General features: G+C 42.1%; 18 protein-coding genes. 9 read left to right on the top strand and 9 right to left on the bottom strand.

The features are described 5' to 3' along the window. Positions 1 to 25 precede the first annotated feature (25 nt). From argJ to LU293_RS00860, 3 genes are all read left to right on the top strand, one after another. Positions 26 to 1240, top strand: a complete 1215-nt coding sequence (gene argJ / locus LU293_RS00870; protein WP_242748039.1) for a bifunctional glutamate N-acetyltransferase/amino-acid acetyltransferase ArgJ — start codon at positions 26 to 28, stop codon at positions 1238 to 1240. A gap of 142 nt (positions 1241 to 1382) precedes the next feature. Next, the gene (locus LU293_RS00865) at positions 1383 to 1565 is read left to right on the top strand and encodes an NF038104 family lipoprotein (protein ID WP_242748037.1); all 183 of its coding nucleotides are present in this window, start codon (positions 1383 to 1385) and stop codon (positions 1563 to 1565) included. Between the two features lie 99 nt (positions 1566 to 1664). Next, positions 1665 to 2069 (top strand): DUF4377 domain-containing protein, encoded by a 405-nt coding sequence (locus LU293_RS00860; RefSeq protein ID WP_242748035.1) that lies wholly within the window; start codon positions 1665 to 1667, stop codon positions 2067 to 2069. Positions 2070 to 2135: 66 nt separating this feature from the next. Here the strand turns inward: LU293_RS00860 and LU293_RS00855 are convergent, their stop codons facing one another. Further along, on the bottom strand, positions 2136 to 3554 hold the full coding sequence (locus tag LU293_RS00855; RefSeq protein WP_242748033.1) for an L-serine ammonia-lyase: 1419 nt from the start codon (positions 3552 to 3554) through the stop codon (positions 2136 to 2138). A 228-nt stretch (positions 3555 to 3782) separates the two neighbouring features. On the opposite strand from LU293_RS00855, the gene LU293_RS00850 reads away from it, so the two are divergent. From LU293_RS00850 to LU293_RS00830, 5 genes are all read left to right on the top strand, one after another. Then, positions 3783 to 3977, top strand: a complete 195-nt coding sequence (locus LU293_RS00850; protein WP_242748031.1) for a (2Fe-2S)-binding protein — start codon at positions 3783 to 3785, stop codon at positions 3975 to 3977. A 347-nt stretch (positions 3978 to 4324) separates the two neighbouring features. After that, positions 4325 to 4819 carry a bacterioferritin gene (gene bfr, locus LU293_RS00845; protein ID WP_242748029.1) on the top strand — a complete coding sequence of 165 codons (495 nt, stop codon included), beginning with the start codon at positions 4325 to 4327 and terminating at the stop codon, positions 4817 to 4819. Positions 4820 to 4839: 20 nt separating this feature from the next. Next, positions 4840 to 5310: a bacterioferritin gene (bfr, locus tag LU293_RS00840; protein ID WP_242748027.1), complete on the top strand. Its 471-nt coding sequence runs from the start codon at positions 4840 to 4842 to the stop codon at positions 5308 to 5310. 301 nt (positions 5311 to 5611) lie between these two features. Continuing rightward, complete coding sequence (aceE, locus tag LU293_RS00835) at positions 5612 to 8356, top strand: pyruvate dehydrogenase (acetyl-transferring), homodimeric type (RefSeq protein WP_242748025.1); 2745 nt, start codon at positions 5612 to 5614, stop codon at positions 8354 to 8356. 93 nt (positions 8357 to 8449) lie between these two features. After that, complete coding sequence (locus LU293_RS00830) at positions 8450 to 10105, top strand: 2-oxo acid dehydrogenase subunit E2 (protein WP_242748023.1); 1656 nt, start codon at positions 8450 to 8452, stop codon at positions 10103 to 10105. A 67-nt stretch (positions 10106 to 10172) separates the two neighbouring features. Here LU293_RS00830 and LU293_RS00825 read toward each other — a convergent pair whose 3' ends face one another. The 3 genes from LU293_RS00825 to ypfJ form a co-directional block, all read right to left on the bottom strand. Next, positions 10173 to 10931 (bottom strand): MipA/OmpV family protein, encoded by a 759-nt coding sequence (locus LU293_RS00825; RefSeq protein WP_242748020.1) that lies wholly within the window; start codon positions 10929 to 10931, stop codon positions 10173 to 10175. A gap of 90 nt (positions 10932 to 11021) precedes the next feature. Next, complete coding sequence (gene rimO, locus LU293_RS00820) at positions 11022 to 12485, bottom strand: 30S ribosomal protein S12 methylthiotransferase RimO (protein WP_242748018.1); 1464 nt, start codon at positions 12483 to 12485, stop codon at positions 11022 to 11024. Between the two features lie 133 nt (positions 12486 to 12618). Beyond that, a complete protein-coding gene (ypfJ, locus tag LU293_RS00815) occupies positions 12619 to 13512 on the bottom strand; it encodes a KPN_02809 family neutral zinc metallopeptidase (protein WP_242748016.1) in 894 nt (297 codons plus the stop codon). 128 nt (positions 13513 to 13640) lie between these two features. Between ypfJ and LU293_RS00810 the strand changes: the two genes are divergently transcribed. Then, complete coding sequence (locus LU293_RS00810) at positions 13641 to 14315, top strand: alpha/beta hydrolase (protein ID WP_242748014.1); 675 nt, start codon at positions 13641 to 13643, stop codon at positions 14313 to 14315. Positions 14316 to 14382: 67 nt separating this feature from the next. Here the strand turns inward: LU293_RS00810 and infA are convergent, their stop codons facing one another. The 5 genes from infA to folE form a co-directional block, all read right to left on the bottom strand. Beyond that, entirely contained in the window at positions 14383 to 14607 is a 225-nt protein-coding gene (gene infA, locus LU293_RS00805) for a translation initiation factor IF-1 (protein WP_169391838.1), read from the bottom strand. 69 nt (positions 14608 to 14676) lie between these two features. After that, on the bottom strand, positions 14677 to 15477 hold the full coding sequence (gene truA / locus LU293_RS00800; protein WP_242749791.1) for a tRNA pseudouridine(38-40) synthase TruA: 801 nt from the start codon (positions 15475 to 15477) through the stop codon (positions 14677 to 14679). Between the two features lie 2 nt (positions 15478 to 15479). Further along, positions 15480 to 16502 carry an asparaginase domain-containing protein gene (locus LU293_RS00795; protein WP_242748012.1) on the bottom strand — a complete coding sequence of 341 codons (1023 nt, stop codon included), beginning with the start codon at positions 16500 to 16502 and terminating at the stop codon, positions 15480 to 15482. 70 nt (positions 16503 to 16572) lie between these two features. Further along, the gene (asd, locus tag LU293_RS00790; protein WP_242749789.1) at positions 16573 to 17694 is read right to left on the bottom strand and encodes an aspartate-semialdehyde dehydrogenase; all 1122 of its coding nucleotides are present in this window, start codon (positions 17692 to 17694) and stop codon (positions 16573 to 16575) included. Positions 17695 to 17750: 56 nt separating this feature from the next. Next, positions 17751 to 18359 (bottom strand): GTP cyclohydrolase I FolE, encoded by a 609-nt coding sequence (gene folE, locus LU293_RS00785; RefSeq protein WP_242748010.1) that lies wholly within the window; start codon positions 18357 to 18359, stop codon positions 17751 to 17753. Positions 18360 to 18402: the final 43 nt, after the last annotated feature.

The following is an 18402-nucleotide window of genomic DNA, read 5'->3' as shown; positions in this document are numbered from 1 at the left end:
ACAAATGCAATAGTAAGGAAATCTTATGCCAGTCAAAAACGCAGCTTTAGTCAGATTAAACCCAGTCAAAGGCATTAAAATCGGTATCGCTAAAGCTTATGTTCGCTATGTGAACCGTAAAGATTTGACGGTATTTGAGATTTGTGAAGGGGCAAACGTAGCGGTGGTTACTACTCAGAACCAATTTTGTGCCGCTCCTGTACAACTGGTGCGTGAATTTATCAAAAATGATAGCCCACGTTACTTGCTTATCAACACAGGTAATGCCAACGCAGGCACAGGTGAAGATGGTCTAAATCGTGCCAAAGCCACTTGCCAAGCCTTAGCGGATAAAACCGCAGTGAAAATAAGTCAAGTGTTGCCTTACTCTACAGGTGTGATTGGTGAAAGCTTGCCAAGCGATAAAATCATCGCAGGGCTTGATGATGCTTTGACAAATCTTGATGAAGATAATTGGCTAAATGCATCCCATGCGATTATGACGACCGACACCACGCCTAAGGGTCATAGCGAGATTATAGAAATTGACGGCATAACCTACACGGTAACAGGTATTAGCAAAGGGGCGGGAATGATTCGCCCAAATATGGCAACTATGCTTGGCTTTGTGGCAACGGACGCAAGTATCGATAAACGCTTGCTACAAGATATTTTAACCAAAACGGTAAATAAGTCGTTTAACCGTATCACGGTGGATGGCGACACTTCCACCAACGATTGCTGCACGCTTATTGCAACAGGGCAAGTGGGCGAACACATTGACAGCGAAAATCACCCACATTTTGCTAAACTGTACCAAGCGATAGCAACAGTGATGTTAAAAATCGCCCAGATGATTGTGCAAGATGGCGAAGGGGCGACTAAATTTATCACGGTAAAAGTCACAGGTGGAAAAACAACCCAAGACTGTGCCAAAATTGCCTATGCAGTGGCTCACTCACCACTTGTTAAGACCGCTTTTTTTGCTTCTGACCCAAATTGGGGGCGGATTTTGGCAGCAGCAGGCTATGCAGGCGTGGATTTTGAGCAATCAAAAGTAAGTGTGTCGCTTGATGAAGTTAAAATCTGTGAACGTGGCGGATTAGCAGATGGTTATAGTGAAGAGCGTGGTCAGGTGGTGATGAGTCGCCCTGAAATTACCATTCATATTGAACTTGGACAAGGGTGGGCAAGTGATACGGTTTACACCTGTGATTTATCGTATGATTATGTGAAAATCAACGCTGATTATCGCAGTTAATTGAATTTCAATTAAAATGCCATTAAAACCGCAAGGGTAATCGTATTTTTCCCATGCTTATCAATCAAGTTTAAAACCAACTTTTAGCTTTTTATTGATGTTATTTTAATCATTAGGTCAATTTTTAATCATTAGGTCAATTATGAAAAAACTTTCAACCTTAATTTTCATCATTAGCACCGCCTTTATCCTACAAGGCTGTGTTCATAAAGTCGTTACTGTACCTGTTAAGGTCGCTTATAAAACCACCAAGGGTGTGGTCAAGGGTACAGCCAAAGTGGTTAAAGCAGTTATCCCTGATGGCGACAAGAAAGATGATGAGTAAAATTAACATTAAGTTACAATTTTTAATATTTTAGTAAATATTTTATGCTATGATTGAGCCGTAACATTTTTTAAATCTAACATCACAAAGGAGAAACTTATGAAGAAGTTGACCGTTGCTGCCATCGCAGGTGCTATTGCTCTAACTGGCTGTGCTACCAACCTAAAAGACACACGTAATGTCATCGTTGAAGGCGAAGTTAAAGAAGTAAAAATCCAAAACATCTCAAGCTTTGAAGTGGAAATCGCTCCACGCAAGGCAGTTTGTGATGTGACTAATACTGCTGGAGTAAATACTCAAGTTGAATGCTTGCAGTATCGTCGTCCTTTTGATCGCAACTTTAACGTTCTAAGTGGCGATATTGAAGGCTTTAATTACGAAGATGGCTATCGTTATGTATTAGACGTTAAGCAAACAAGCGTTGTAAACAGTGATGCTAAAGCTGTACAACCTGTTTGGTCACTAAATAAAATCATATCTAAGACAGCTGAAATTGTACAGTAAGTTGTAGTTAATAAAAAGCCCCAAGCTTGGCATTGGGGCTTTTTTATGCTTATTTTTTATGCTTATTTAGCATTGGCTAAATCCGCCAGCATTGATGCTTGCAATGGGAATACGCCCATCAGCATAGATTGCCAGACCACCACGGGCAGTTTCCTTGTATTTATCCATCATATCTTTGCCAGTTTCTTTCATCGTGGCAATCGCTTTGTCTAAAGATACATAATGTGTGCCATTACCACGTAAGGCAAGCCTTGCAGCATTAATCGCTTTGATTGAAGCCATGGCATTTCTTTCAATACAAGGCACTTGAACAAGCCCTGCTATCGGATCGCACGTTAGCCCTAGGTTATGCTCAAGCCCAATTTCAGCGGCATTTAGGCACTGGGCAACGGTACCGCCCATGACATGAGCAAGACCTGCTGCTGCCATGGCACATGCCGAGCCGACTTCACCTTGACAGCCGACTTCTGCTCCAGAGATAGAAGCATTTTGTTTAATTAATGCTCCGATAGCACCTGCCACAAGTAAAAACTCACGCACGCCTTCATAACTAAAACCAGTAACAAAACCCCGATAATAATGCAATACCGCAGGAATGATGCCAGCTGCTCCATTTGTTGGAGCGGTAACAACTTTACCGCCAGCGGCGTTTTGTTCATTGACGGCTAGAGCGTACAGGTTTACCCAGTCCATCGCTAATAAGCCGCCATCATTTGCTTTGCCATATTCTTTGGATAATATGTCATACAGTGCTTTAGCACGACGCTTAACCCCTAAGCCACCTGGCAGTACGCCATCTTTTTGACAGCCTTCAGTTACGCAGGCTTGCATAACATCCCAAATGTCATTGAGATAGTCACGTACTTCATCTTTCGTTCGAATCGCAGTCTCATTGAGTTGCATCAGTTCAGCGATATTTATTGAATGCTCTAAACAAATTTGAGCCAATTCTTCTGCCGAAGAAAAAGGATAAGGAAAAGGTGAGGTTTGTTCGTCTTGGGAAAGTGGGTTGCCATTTTTGATTTCTTGGCTGTCCACTACAAATCCGCCACCGATAGAGTAGTAAGTTTCATTAATGCACGCACCATCGTTCATAATAGCATTGATCATCATGCCATTAGGATGGTGGGGTAAATTTACTTCATCATACCACAGTATATCAGTGTCATAATTAAACGTAATGGTGTGTTTGCCCCCAAGTTTTAATTGATGATGTTCTAAAACATCGGCAATATATTGTTCAGTTTTTTTGGTATTGATGGTGCGTGGATTATGACCAAGCAATCCTAATATGACAGCAACATCAGTAGCATGCCCTTTGCCTGTGGATGATAGCGAGCCATATAAATCAATGCGAATTTGCTTGGTCTGAGAGATACGCTCTCCTAATAAAGTCAAAAATCGGTTGGCGGCAACCATCGGCCCGACAGTGTGTGAGCTTGATGGACCGATGCCAATTTTAAATAAGTCAAAAATGCTAATCATATCAAGCCTTAGGCGTTTGTTGTGGTTTGGCTATTTTAAAAAAGTTTTGGTTGGCTATTTTAACAAAAATTTCTAAAAAACTGTATCTATCATCTACTGAAACTTAAAAATAATTAAAAAATCAATAAAAGTTATTGTAAATAAGAGTAATTATTGTTATTATGTACTTATTAAAGGATAACCATTCTCTTTTAAGTGAGTGGCAGAACTAAACAACTAGGGGTTGGTATGTACGTTTGCATTTGTCATGATGTGAAAGACACTCAGATTAAGACGGCGATGGCTCAAGGTGTAGATACGCTAGAAAGCTTACAAAAAACACTGTCTGTTGGCACTTGTTGTGGCTGTTGTATGCCGATGGTTCAAGATTTGCTCGATGAATATCACACTAAATTTGTCGCTGTTGATGCGATGGCGAGCTGATTAATTATTTCTATAATATATCTATCCAATAATTTTGATTTATTTTTTTAATGTACGTTACTGGTGGAGAGTTATTTTTTTAGGATATTTTAACTCTCGTTAGTCTTATGTAATGTGCTACTTTATCTAATAACAATAATAAAATCATAAAGTTATCTTAATCCAAATCAGTTCTTCAACTGTCATAAGCTTAGATAAAAATTACAGCTATGTTGGTAGTCATTTTCATGCCGAAAGTCATTCTCAGTTCAATAAAGATACAAATTGTAGCTTGGATTGTGTTGATTTTGTGTTACTATAATTACCATATTTATTTACTTCCACTCAACTAATTTATGGGGCAGACTATGAAATCATCTCAAAAAGTCATCGACTATCTTAACTTTCTTCTAGCTGGTGAGCTTGGTGCTCGTGATCAATATTTTATTCACTCCCAGATGTATGCCGAATGGGAGCTTGGTAAGCTGCACGATCGCATTTATCATGAGATGGAAGATGAAACTTTGCATGCTCGATTGATCATCAATCGCGTTATTATGCTTGGTGGCATTCCAAATATGCAAGTAAGCAACCTTAATATTGGTAATGATGTGCCAAGTATGCTAAAAAGCGACCTTGAGCTAGAATACAGCGTCCAAGAACATCTAAAAGAAGGCATTGCTCTGTGCGAAGCTGAGCGTGATTATGTAACTCGTGATATGCTAGTAAAACAACTAGAAGATACCGAACAAGATCATGCACATTGGCTTGAAAAGCAGCTGCGTTTAATTGACTTAATGGGTTTAGAAAACTATCTTCAAAGTCAAACTGGCGAGCCAACTTTCGCTACGGTTACTCACTAATCACATAAAGGAGTATCTACATGAAGGGTGATAAAGAAGTTATTCGTGCATTAAATGCTGTATTGGGTCAATCATTGATTGCGATTAACCAATATTTTTTGCACGCACGCATTGCAAAAAACTGGGGTGTTGAAGAGTTAAATAATGCCATCTATAAGCAGTCAATCCGTGAAATGAAATGGTCTGATGTTCTCATTGAGCGTATCCTTCTTTTGGAAGGATTGCCAAATTTACAAGAGCTTGGCAAATTACTTATCGGTGAAAATGTCGAAGAGATTTTAGATTGTGATTTACGTTTAGAAAAACGTAAGCATGACGTTCTTGTTGATGCGATTGCTTTATGCGAGCAAAAGCGTGATTTTGTTTCTCGTGCAATTTTGGTTGAGCTAAAAGATGGCAATGAAGAGCATGAAGATTGGCTAGAAACTCAGCAAGAGCAGATTGAACGCATAGGTATCCAAAATTATATCCAGCAACAATCGCAAGCGTAAAGCCATGAGATAAACAAAAGCCGACTAAATGGTCGGTTTTTTATTTTGGTGTTTGTTTGAATGTATTAGCATGGCTATTTTGGATATTTAGTAAAAAAATAGTCATTATTTTTTTATTTATTAAAAAGTATAACTAAATATGCCAAAAATGCTATAATAAACTTAAGTGTAAGTCTCATTGGATTTGCATTTTGCTTAAAATAAGACTGATATTTGGTTGAATTTATAAAGCAACTATTTTGTATTTATGGTGTACAAACAATGTCATCATAATTGTGTTTTTATTTTTTAGGATGTAGTTATGACCACTTATTATAAAGACCCTGATCATGTAGAGACCCAAGAGTGGCTCGACGCATTTGAATCAGTGATTAAAAATGCCGATAAAGATCGTGCTCAGTTTCTGCTAAAAGCACTATATAACATGGCAGTACAAGAAGGGTTGCCATTTAATCGTCTAGATACAGCCTATATTAACACCATTCCTGTTGAAGACGAGCCGACTTATCCAGGTGATTTGCACATGGAGCGTAAAATCCGTGCTTTGGTGCGTTATAATGCGATGGCGATGGTTGCCCGTGCTAATGATAACGATGATGAACTTGGCGGACATTTGGCGACTTTTGCCTCATCAGCTACCTTGTATGAGACAGGATTTAACCACTTTTGGCGCGCACCGAGCGAACAGCATGGCGGTGATTTGATTTATTATCAAGGCCATGGTTCACCAGGTATGTACGCACGTTCATTCTTAGAAGGACGTTTAAGCGAAGAGCAGCTTGTTAATTTTCGCCGAGAAGTGGGTGGCAAGGGTCTGTCAAGCTACCCGCACCCATATTTGATGCCTGATTATTGGCAGTTCCCAACCGTATCAATGGGTCTTGGTCCTTTGATGAGTATTTATCAAGCCCATGTCCAAAAGTATCTAACTAATCGTAAACTCATCAAAGATGAAGATCGCAAAATTTGGGCATTCTTAGGCGATGGTGAGACCGATGAGCCAGAAAGCTTAGGTGCAATCAGCCTTGCTGGGCGTGAGAAGCTTGATAACCTAATTTGGGTAATTAACTGCAACCTACAACGTCTCGATGGTCCTGTACGCGGCAACGGTAAAATTATCCAAGAGCTTGAGTCGGTATTTCGTGGTGCAGGCTGGCGTGTCATTAAGGTGATTTGGGGTGGTAAGTGGGATAGCTTGCTTGCTAAGGATGATTCAGGAGCGTTAAAACAGCGTATGCTAGAAGCGGTTGATGGTGATTATCAGCTGTATAAAGCACGTGATGGCAAGTTTGTCCGTGAGCATTTCTTTGGCAAATACCCTGAGCTTGCTGAAATGGTAAAAGACTGGACGGACGAAGAGATTATGCATCTTGACCGTGGCGGTCACGATCCACGAAAAGTGTATGCCGCCTATGCTGAAGCCATGAAAGCTAAAGGGCAGCCGACCGTTATCTTGGTTAAGACTGTGAAAGGCTACGGACTATCTAATCAAATTCAAGCGGTGAACAAAGCACACCAATTGAAAAAGCTAAATGCTGAAGGTCTAAAATACTTCCGTGAGCGTTTTGACTTGCCGTTAAATGACGAAGAAGTTAAGGGTTTGCCATTTTTGCGTCCAAGCGAAGATTCGGCAGAGTATCGTTATTTGATGGGTCGTCGTCAAGCACTTGGTGGGCATTTACCGAGCCGCCGTAGTGGTCATGTTCCTTTAAATATCCCTGATTTGTCAATCTTTGATCAAGTGCTACAAGGCTCAAAAGGCAAAGAACAATCAACCACTATGGTATTTGTTCGCCTACTTTCTGCCTTACTTAAAAATAAAGATCTTCAAAAATATGTCGTGCCAATCGTTCCTGACGAGGCTCGTACATTTGGTCTTGAGGGTATGTTCCGTCAGCTTGGGATTTACTCTGCCGCCGGACAAAATTACGTTGCTGAGGATGCCGATGCCTTGATGGGATATAAAGAGGCTATTGATGGGCATATGTTAGAAGAGGGTATTAATGAAGCAGGTGCAATGAGTGCATGGATTGCTTTGGCGACCAGCTACTCAACTAACGCCTTGCCGATGATTCCTATGTACATCTATTATTCAATGTTCGGTTTCCAACGTGTGGGCGACTTGGCTTGGGCAGCAGGCGACTGTCAAGCTCAAGGCTTCTTATTTGGAGCCACAGCAGGGCGTACCACGCTAAACGGTGAAGGTTTACAGCACCAAGATGGCCATAGCCAAATCCTGTTCGGCACGGTGCCTAACTGTGTCAGTTACGACCCATGCTTTGGCTATGAATTGGCGGTGGTGCTTCATGATGGCTTGCGTCGTATGTATGGCGAAGGTGAGCGTGTGTACTACTACATTACCTTGATGAATGAGAACTATACTCATGAAGCTATGCCTGAGGGTGTAGAAGAGGGCATTAAGCGTGGTATGTATTTGCTTGAAGATGGTGGCGATGATGCAACTGTTCAGCTGCTTGGCTCTGGGGTCATTTTGCGTGAAGTGCAAAAAGCAGCTAAAATCTTGGCTGATGATTATAACATCAAATCAAATGTGTATAGCGTAACCAGCTTTAATGAGTTAACTCGTGATGGTATGGCGTGTGATGATTATAACCGTTTGCACCCATTAGAAGAGTCAAAAACACCTTGGATTGCAGAACAGCTTGCTGGTAAGAGTGGCATTGTTGTAGCGGCGACTGATTATATGCGTAATTACGCTGAGCAAATTCGTGGCTGGCTACCAAAAGATATGAGCTATGCGACGCTTGGTACTGATGGCTTTGGTCGTTCAGATACTCGTGAGAACTTACGCAGTTTCTTTAATGTGGATGCAGCTCATATCGTTACAGCAACACTTAAACAGCTTGCTGATAAAGGTCAGGTACAAGTGCAGGTTGTTGCAGATGCGATTGCTAAATTTGGCATTGATGCTGACCAAGCCCCTGCATGGCAGCCACAGCCACATTATGATTATTTCCCAGATGCCCCTGCAGTATCGGTTGGTGTAAATCCGAACCCTGTGCCAGAGCTGATTGATGAAGAATAAAGTGTATTATTTAGAACACTCACTTTAAATTGATATAAAGGTGTCAAGCTTGCTTAAAAAACACAAGTTTGACATCTGTAACAGGAGAACATCATGGAAATTAAAGCCCCTGATATGGGTGTAGAAAGTGCCGAAGTTGCAGAGATTTTGGTAAAAGTTGGCGATGTCGTTGAAGAAGGTGACAGCTTAATCTTAGCAGAGTCGGATAAGGCTTCTGTGGAAGTGCCAGCCCCCCAAGGCGGTAAAGTCAGTCAAGTTTTAGTCAGTATAGGCGATCAGATCGCCCAAGGCACAGGGCTAATCGTGCTTGAAGCTGCAGGTGGTGAAGAAGCTCAGGCAGACGAGATTGCAGATGAGACCAAAAAAGAGCAGACTGATGCTAAGCCACAAGCAGAACAGACTAAAGTGCAAGAAGCAGCTAAACCATCTGAGCAAACCACCAACAGTAGCCAAACCTACAATCTGCCAGACTTAGGTGTAGAAAATGCCGAAGTTGCCGAAGTATTGGTTGGTGTTGGGGATAGTGTTACTGAAGGTCAGTCGTTGATTTTAGTAGAGTCGGATAAGGCTTCTGTGGAAGTGCCAGCTCCTGCTAATGGCGTCATTGAGACAGTGCTTATTAAAGCAGGCGACACTGTGGCAAGTGGACAAGCTTTTGTTACGATTAGCACGAGTGATACGAAAGTACAATCTCATGCAGATACTAAACAAGTAAAAGCGGACACCCAAAAAGTACAGGCAGATCAAGCACCAAATCAAAACCAGCAATCTCAATCAGCTGACAATACGACAAAGTTGCCAGAAAATGAAGTGAATATTCGTGCCAAAGATGCTCACGCAGGACCTGCAGTACGCAAGCTAGCTCGTGAACTGGGCGTGGATATTAGTCAAGTGACAGGTACAGCGATTCATGGGCGTATTTTAAAAGAAGACTTGTTTGGCTATGTGAAGTCTGTCATGCAAAACTCAAGCAAACAGATTATTACAAGCCCTGCAGCGGCTGGCGAGATTCTTAGATTGCCACCACTGCCTGATATGAGCAATAAAGAGATTTGGGGTGAGACCAAGGCGGTAGAATTGAGCCGACTTCAAAAAGTATCAATCCCGCAGTTAAATCTAAATACTTTATTGCCACAGGTAACTCAGTTTGATCTAGCGGATATTACTGATACTGAAAGCCTAAGAAATGAGCTAAAAGGCGACTTTAAAGCACAAGGCGTAAGTTTGACAATCTTAGCATTTATTGTAAAAATTGTCGCTTATGCTTTGGTGCAGCACCCTAAATTTAACAGCCACGTCTCTGACGATAATACCCAAATGATTTTACGCAAGTCGGTGAATATGGGTATTGCAGTTGCAACTGATGATGGTTTGATTGTGCCTGTTATTCGTAATGCTCAAGATAAAGGCATTAAACAAATCGCCATTGAGATTGGTGAACTTGCCAAAAAAGCACGTAATAAGAAACTGACTGCAAAAGACTTGCAGGGTGCTTCATTCACCATCTCAAGTCAAGGTAATATGGGCGGTACATACTTTACACCGCTGGTTAATCACCCGCAAGTTGCAATCTTGGGTATATCTGAATCGACTTATCAGCCACGTTGGAATGGTAAAGAATTTGAGCCACGCTTAATGTTGCCTTTATCATTATCATACGATCACCGAGCGATTAATGGGGCAGATGCGGCGGTATTTACTCGTTATATCGCCAAACTATTAGCTGACCCTAGAAAAGTACTTTTATAAACTTTACTGTAATTAAAAACGCCCATCTAAGTAGATGGGCGTTTTTATGTATTTTTAAGATTGATGCTTAAAATTGGTATAACAGACCTAAGCTTGTGCTAGATTTGGTGCTACCATCTGTCAGCGGACTGTCTTTTTGTGTACTTGACAGCCATTCAAATTTTTGGTTGCCAAAGGCACTGATGCGGTCATTTATTTTATAAAAAGCACTGGCAGAGATATAAGGTGAGATGCCTGATTTGGCTTGATACGATCTCAGACCTGATTTGGCTACTTCTGCATCTGATACGCCATAATAGTAATTATTATGCTTTTTGTCGTACCATGTCGCTCCAACTTTAGGATAGACGGTAAGATTGTCATCTAAGAAAGTAAATTTTGAACGGTGGGTTAGGCTGATGATTTGACCATCACTATGATTTGAGATGTCTTTTGCTGCTTTTATTTCAAAGCCACCAACTGGAGTGATGTGCATATAACTGACGTGAGCATTGATTGAGGGTTTGCGTTCATCGAGCTGCTTTAGTTGGGTGCTTTTGGCATCTTTTGGCTCAAAGTGTGTATCATCGTAGCTAAGCCCAATGCGTACCCAATTTTGAGAATCTTTATAAGGATAATAACCACCTTCAGCACCTTCAAGATAAAAGCGATTATTATCGTATAAAAATAATGGTGATATGCCAATTTTATCATCAGCGGCATAAGCGTCGGCTTTTAATGAGGCGATAGCTCCTGCTTGTAATCGAGCATCGTGATTTATCGGTAAGCTTGCAGCTTGTGAGACGGTAACAAGCAAAAACGGTAGGGTGAGTACCAAGTATTTCATAATCTACTCCAATGTGAACATTAGCATCATTCTAGTGGAATTGGTATAAATTGCAAGCGTTAGGCATGAATTTATGTCATTGTTATGAGATTAACTGCCAAAACGAGCAAATAAATCATAGTCGCTGGCTTCATCAATGGTAACGGTTATAAACTCCCCCACAGTAACTGTGTCGTCAATCTCATCGACATAGACATGACCGTCAATCTCTGGTGCGTCAGCAAAACTTCTGCAAATGGCAATATTTTCATCGGTATCAATTTCATCTACAAGCACGGTTAGAGTTTTGCCGACTTTTTCTTGAAGTTTATCAGCAGAGATTTGTTGCTGTAGTGCCATGAGTTGTTCGTAACGCTCTTGCTTGATGGCTTCTGGCACAGGGTTTGGTAAATCATTTGCCACAGCACCATCAACTTCTGAATAGGTAAAGCAGCCAACACGATCAAGGCGTGCAACTTTTAGCCACTCAAGTAGGTATTGAAAATCTTCTTCGGTTTCGCCAGGAAAACCTACAACAAAAGTGGAACGAATGACAATATCTGGAAAAATTTCACGCCACTTGGCAATGCGTTCAAGTACATTTTCGCTGTGAGCAGGGCGTTTCATGGCTTTTAGCACGCTTGGTGAGGCATGCTGAAAAGGGATGTCCAAATAGGGTAACAGCCCACCTTTTCCGTTAAATTTTGCCATGCTATCAGCCATGATTTGAACCACATTATCCACATGAGGATAAGGATACACATAATGTAAACGCACCCAAATGCCAAGTTTAGCAAGGGCTTGGCATAAGTCAAAAAACTTCGTTTTTAGAGGTTCGCCTTGCCAAAATGCCATCTTATACTTTAAATCAAGACCATAAGCGGAGGTGTCTTGGCTGATGATGAGCAGCTCTTTGACGCCTGCGTTTTTTAGGGAGACTGCTTCTTTCATAACGCTATCAATGGTGCGACTGGCTAAATCACCACGAAGGCTTGGAATGATGCAAAATGTGCAGCGGTGATTACAGCCCTCTGAGATTTTTAGGTAGGCGTAATGTGCAGGGGTAAGTTTTATGCCTGCTTCATTGATTAGATCAATCTTTGGGTTGTAGTCTTTTGGCTTTTTGGGTTTTGGCACATGATGGGTGACTGCCTGTACTACCTCGTGGTAGGCATGGGCACCTGTCACCGCCAATACAGCAGGGTGCATGGTGTAAATACGTTCTGCATCTTTTCCAAGACAACCTGTAACGATAACTTTACCATTACTGGCAATTGCCTCGCCAATGGCATCTAGGCTTTCTTGGACAGCACTTTCAATAAAGCCGCAAGTATTCACCACAACAAGATCGGCACCATCATAGTCTTTGGCAACTTGATAGCCTTCTTTGGTAAGTTCTGTGATAATGCGTTCGCTATCCACCAACGCTTTAGGGCAACCAAGAGAGACAAAGCCAATTTTTGGGTTGGGGTTAGGGCTTAAGGTTTGGTTTGTTAGGCTTGCGGTATCGCTGATTGAACGATTTTCATTATGATTGGCTTTATGATGAATAGGATTAAAAGTCTGTACGGTCATGGCGATCAGCTAAAGTCAGTTGAGTATTGATAAAGATAACTTACCATTATATCACAGTTCATCTGGCTGTTTGCTGATTTTGGTAAATATGCTTTAAATAACAAAAGCCCCAATGACAGCTTGGGGCTTAGATTTATAGGTTTTGAGTGGCAAAAGTATCGCACGCTTGTAAATCACCTGTTTGAAACCCACGATAAAACCATCGTTGGCGTTGTTCGCTTGTGCCATGTGTAAAGCTGTCTGGCACCGCATGGCCGTGAGATTGGTGCTGAAGATAATCGTCGCCGATTTTTTGGGCAGCATCTAAGGCTTCGTTAATGTCATTTTGTTCCAAAAACCCAGTGCGTTCATGGGTGTGCTTTGCCCATAATCCAGCAAAGCAGTCGGCTTGCAATTCTTGTCGTACAGATAAGTTGTTTGCAGCAGCAGGATTGGCACTTGCTTGAGCTTGGCGAACTTTTTGGGAGATGCCAAGTAAAGTTTGGACGTGATGCCCAACTTCATGGGCGATGACATAGGCTTGAGCGAAATCTGCCGCTTGGTCGCTGCGGCTAAGCTCGGTTTGGTTTTGCTCACCAGTAATGCCAAGCTGTACTCTCATATCCCTAAAAAACTGAGTATCTAGATAGACTTTCTGGTCGGCAGGGCAATAAAAAGGACCGCTTGCTGATGATGCCATACCACAAGCTGACTGGACAGACTGCTCAAACATCACCAATGATGGCGGTGTATAACTTTTGCCATATTGAGCAAAAATCGTATTCCATGTGTCTTCTGTATCCGCTAAGATAGTCGCTACAAATGCGTGGGATTCTGTCTGCTCGGTAGTCTGATGTGCTGGTGCTTGAACTTGTCTAGGTTGGGTGATTTGTTCGGCGACGCCAAGCGTAGTTTCTGGACTGATGCCAAACACTTTCCAAATAATGATGGCGATAATCACTCCAACAATACCTACGCCACCAGCTCTGCGTCCGCCACCACGACGATCTTCGATATTGCTACTTTGTCTTCTGCCTTTCCATTTCATGATAGTACCTATTCATTGTCATTGTGCATATTGCTTATTATAATGGTTTTTCGGTCTTGGTGCATAGTTGTTTTGTGTTTGGTTGATTTGTGTTATGATGGCACTAATGTATTTCATGGAAATTTTATATGACAAAACTTCTTGATTGTGTAGTGGTTGAACACAGCCCAAATAGCCAAACGATTGATAAAGCGGTCATTTGGCTACATGGTTTGGGGGCGAGCGGGCATGATTTTGAGCCGATCGTTCCAGAGCTTGGGCTTGGTGAATTGGCTGTGCGATTTATATTTCCGCACGCTCCTAAGATACCTGTTACGGTGAATGGGGGCTATATCATGCCTGCATGGTATGATATTTTAGAGATGACGCTTGATCGTAAAGTGGATGTGGCACAGATTATCCAATCTAGTGATTATATTAACGACTTGATTGATGAGCAAATCAAACAAGGCGTACCCAGTGAGAATATTATTATTGCAGGGTTTTCACAAGGGGGAGCTGTAGCGTATCATAATGTACTGACGAATTCACGATCTTTAGCAGGGCTTTTGGCGTTATCTACTTATTTTGCCACAGCTGAACAAGTGCAGTCCATACCGACTAATCATGCCGTGAGAGTAAGAATTGATCATGGTGACTATGATAATGTCGTGCCAGCTGTGCTTGGTGTGCAAGCTAAAGAAAAATTAACAAATCTTGGATTATCTCCAAGCTTTACTACCTATCCTATGGCTCATCAAGTCTGCATGCAGCAGATTAAGGATATTGGGCGTTGGATTGTTGATGTATATCAGGCTAGATAGTCAAAAATAGCATAAAAAACTGGTCTTAAGTTGTGCTTAAGACCAGTTTTAAGGCGTGTTAGAAAGCTTAGTTTTTGCCACGATAGGTGATGCGCCCTTTACTTAGGTCGTAAGGCGTCATCTCAACTTTTACTTTATCGCCTGTCAGAATGCGAATATAGTGCTTACGCATCTTACCTGAGATGTGAGCGATGATTTCGTGTCCGTTTTCTAGGCGAACTTTAAATAGAGTGTTTGGTAGCGTGTCAATAACTTCGCCTTCAAATTCAATGATATCGTCTTTTTTTGCCATAGTCTATTTCAAAGTTAAAATAAAAGCTTATTATACTGTATTTTTTATAAAAAATCCATGTTTATTTATTTAAGGTAAATTCAGCCAAAGTGGTGTTAATGGCAATTTTGGCAATAATTTTTGAAATTTCTCAGGATAATAGGCGTTGATAAAATACAGTCCATCAGCTGCTGCAGTAGGCGGTGCAAGCGAGCGATTTTTGGCATGCATGAGTGGCATAAGCTCATCAACAGACATTTCGCCACGTCCGATTGCAAATAGCGTCCCCATGATGTTTCTCACCATGTGATGTAAAAACCCATCAGCTTGGATATCTAGCACCAAATAAGCACCTTGCATGAATAAATCAGCATGACTTACCGTGCGAATGGGCTGATTTGATTGGCAGGCGGCGGCTCGAAAGCTGCTAAAATCATGCGTGCCGACAAGTTGCTGACTTGCTGCAATCATGCTTTGAATATCAAGCGGTGCAAACTCATGCGTCACTTGATGGTGTAATAAAGCGGGGCGATAAGGCTGGTTTAGGGTGATATAGCGATATCGACGTGCTATTGCACTAAAACGCGCGTGAAAATCGCTTGGCATAGGTACAAGCCACCGCAAGGCAATGTCGTCAGGAAGTAAGCTGTTAGCACCACGAAGCCAATTATAAGGGGTGCGGTTGGCGTGTGTACAAAAATGGGCAATCATATTGCCTGCATGGACGCCTGCATCTGTTCTACCTGCTGCGATTAGCTCAATGGGTTCATTAGCGATTCTTGTAAGAGCGTATTCTATTACTGCCTGCACGCCGATGACTTCTTCTTGGCGTTGCCAGCCCCGATAATTGGTGCCGATAAACTCGATACCTATGGCGTAAGTTTGGGGCATCATTAGTTTAGACCCTGTTGCCAGTGGTTGGCGTTGAGCTGATTATTCACGCTAAGCCATAATGCACGCCCAAAAATTGCAGCAATGCTAAGCACATGACCACTTAAAACCCCATACTGGTACTGCCAAGAGCCTGCAGCATAATCGGTGCTAACTCCGCCAAATGGGCATTGTGTGGTACATATAACCTTGATATCATTATCAGCTAGGCTTTGGAGCGTGTCAGCGAGTGATGAATTGTAAGGCAAGTTACCAGCACCAAAGGCAATCATGATGACTGCTTTGGTATCTTTTGGGAGATGATTTAGCTGATAATCTAATACGCAAGCGTCATTTGGTAGAGCGAAAATAGGATAAATGACCGTATGCTTAGCTTGGCTTTGTAGGGCATTTAGCGATGCCAACCGGTTGTTTTGCCAAGTTTTGGCGTGGTATGGCTTAGGTTTAGGTTTATTATTCTCGGTTATGACTGTACCGATAAAAGCGTCCTTGTCTTGGCTGTTAATTTTTTGGGTGTTATCAGCGAAAAATGTATGACCATTAAACTGCACAAATACGCCATGCGATAAGCTTTGTGCCACAGCTAAAGCACCTGATAGATTTGCCAAAGCGTCACTATCTGCATTGATGGTATGAACGGGGTTGTCAGGTATAAATAAAGGCTGCATACTGCCTGTAACGACAAGCGTCATATCCATGCAATCATGAAAGGCATTTGCTAAAAATGCTGCCAAATAGCTTAGGCTATCTGTACCAGTGATTAAGACAAAATGCCTAGCCCCTTTGGTATAAGAAGTTAAGATTAATTCATAAAAATGTACAAAGTCAGCAGGTGTGAGTGAACTGCTATCTTTAACACAGTTGTTTGGTAGAATATCAATAGATAGCTGGGGAAAGGTGTGGTCTAGTGTGTCTTTTAACGTGGGTAAAAAAATGTCAGCTTGCAAGGGTGATAAAGGCACACCATGACTGCCAAAAGTGCCACCTGCATAAATAATATAAGTTGTGTTGTCTTGGTATTTCATAAGATAAATGGTATAAATTTAGAGATTATCAAAAAAAGCACACCGTAGGCGATGTGCTTGTTGGCTTAGGTTAGATACGTCCTTGAATGATGGCAAGCATACGACGAAGTGGTTCAGCAGCCCCCCAAAGTAGCTGATCGCCCACCGTGAACGCCGTCAAGTATTCGCTGCCCATGTTCATTTTGCGTAAGCGACCGACAGCAATACCTAATGTGCCGGTCACTGCAACAGGTGTTAAGCGTTCCATGCTGTCAGCTTTATCATTTGGCACGACATCAAGCCAAGGGTTTTTGCTGTCAATGAGTGCTTGTTCAATCTCATGAAGCGGTATGTCTTTTTTTAATTTAATGGTTAAGGCTTGGCTGTGGCAACGCATCGCACCGATACGCACGCAGATACCATCGATATTGATAAGATTGCTATCGTTCTTGCCTAGGATTTTATTGGTTTCAGCTTGTCCTTTCCACTCTTCACGAGATTGACCGTTGTCAAGCTGGCTGTCAATATAAGGAATTAGACTACCTGCTAATACTGCACCAAAATGCTTGGTGGGGAAAGTATCGCTACGCTGTGTATCAGCAATGGCTTGATCAATTTGTAAAATGGCAGAAGCTGGGTCAGTAAGCTTTTCGGCAACACTATCGTGCAGCACGCCCATACCTGTGATAAGCTCTCTCATGTTATTTGCACCAGCACCGCTGGCAGCTTGGTAAGTCATGGCTGAGACCCATTCCACCCAGTCACGGCGAAACAGTTCGCCAATCGCCATAAGCATTAGACTGACCGTGCAGTTACCACCAATAAAGTCTTTTTTGCCACTGGCTAGGGCAGTATCAATCACATCACGATTTACAGGATCTAAGATGATGATGGCATTATCATCCATGCGTAAGCTACTTGCCGCATCAATCCAATAACCATTCCAGCCACTATCTCTTAAGGGCTGATGAATGGCTTTGGTGTAATCACCGCCTTGGCAGGTGATAATTACGTCGCACTTGGCAAGCTCGGTTAAGTCGTGAGCGTCCTTTAGGGTGCTTGGAGCTACACCATCAAAGTTGGGTGCTTGACCATTTGGGTTGCTTGTTGAGAAAAATATCGGTGTGATGTGGTTAAAATCCCCTTCTTCAACCATGCGATTCATAAGTACTGAGCCGACCATGCCACGATAGCCGACCAAACCCACAGTCATTTTATTGCTCATAATGCGATCCTTTTGATGGATTAATGGTAGTGATAAAGTAAAAATTAGCCAAACGCAGGTGGTCTTCGTGGAATGGCGGATAAAAATTCATTGCGAGCTTGGGCATCTTCTGAGAGCTGACCTAGCATACTCATGGTGCGAGTGGTGGATTGTTGTTTGCTAACGCCGCGCATCATCATACACATATGGCTAGCGTCCATAACGACAGCTACGCCATGACAGTCGGTTAATTCTTGAATGGCGGTGGCAACTTGCTTGGTAAGGTTTTCTTGGATTTGTAGGCGGCGTGCGTACATATCCACAAGGCGTGCAACCTTAGAAAGTCCAAGCACCTTGCCATTTGGCAAATAACCAACATGAGCAACGCCATAAAATGGCAAAATATGGTGCTCACACAGTGAATAAAATTCAATATTTTGAACCAAAACCAGTTCAGGATTATCCGATGGAAAGATGGCGTCATTTGCTACGACGTCTAGCGTCTGATGATAGCCACGTGTTAGATATTGAAATGCCTTAGCAGCACGCATGGGCGTATCAAGTAAGCCTTCTCGCTCTAAGTCTTCACCACAGCTTTTGATGATGTTAGCATAGTGGTCAGCGGTCGTATGAAGGTCTAAGTTTGAATCGTTTTGATAAGATGAATTACACATGACAGATTTTATAAAAAGTTTAAACACGATAGCATAACGCAAA

Source organism: Moraxella nasovis, from assembly GCF_022701215.1.
In the GTDB taxonomy this organism is placed as follows: Bacteria; Pseudomonadota; Gammaproteobacteria; order Pseudomonadales; family Moraxellaceae; genus Moraxella; species Moraxella nasovis.
This window is presented reverse-complemented; position numbering and strand designations above follow the sequence as displayed.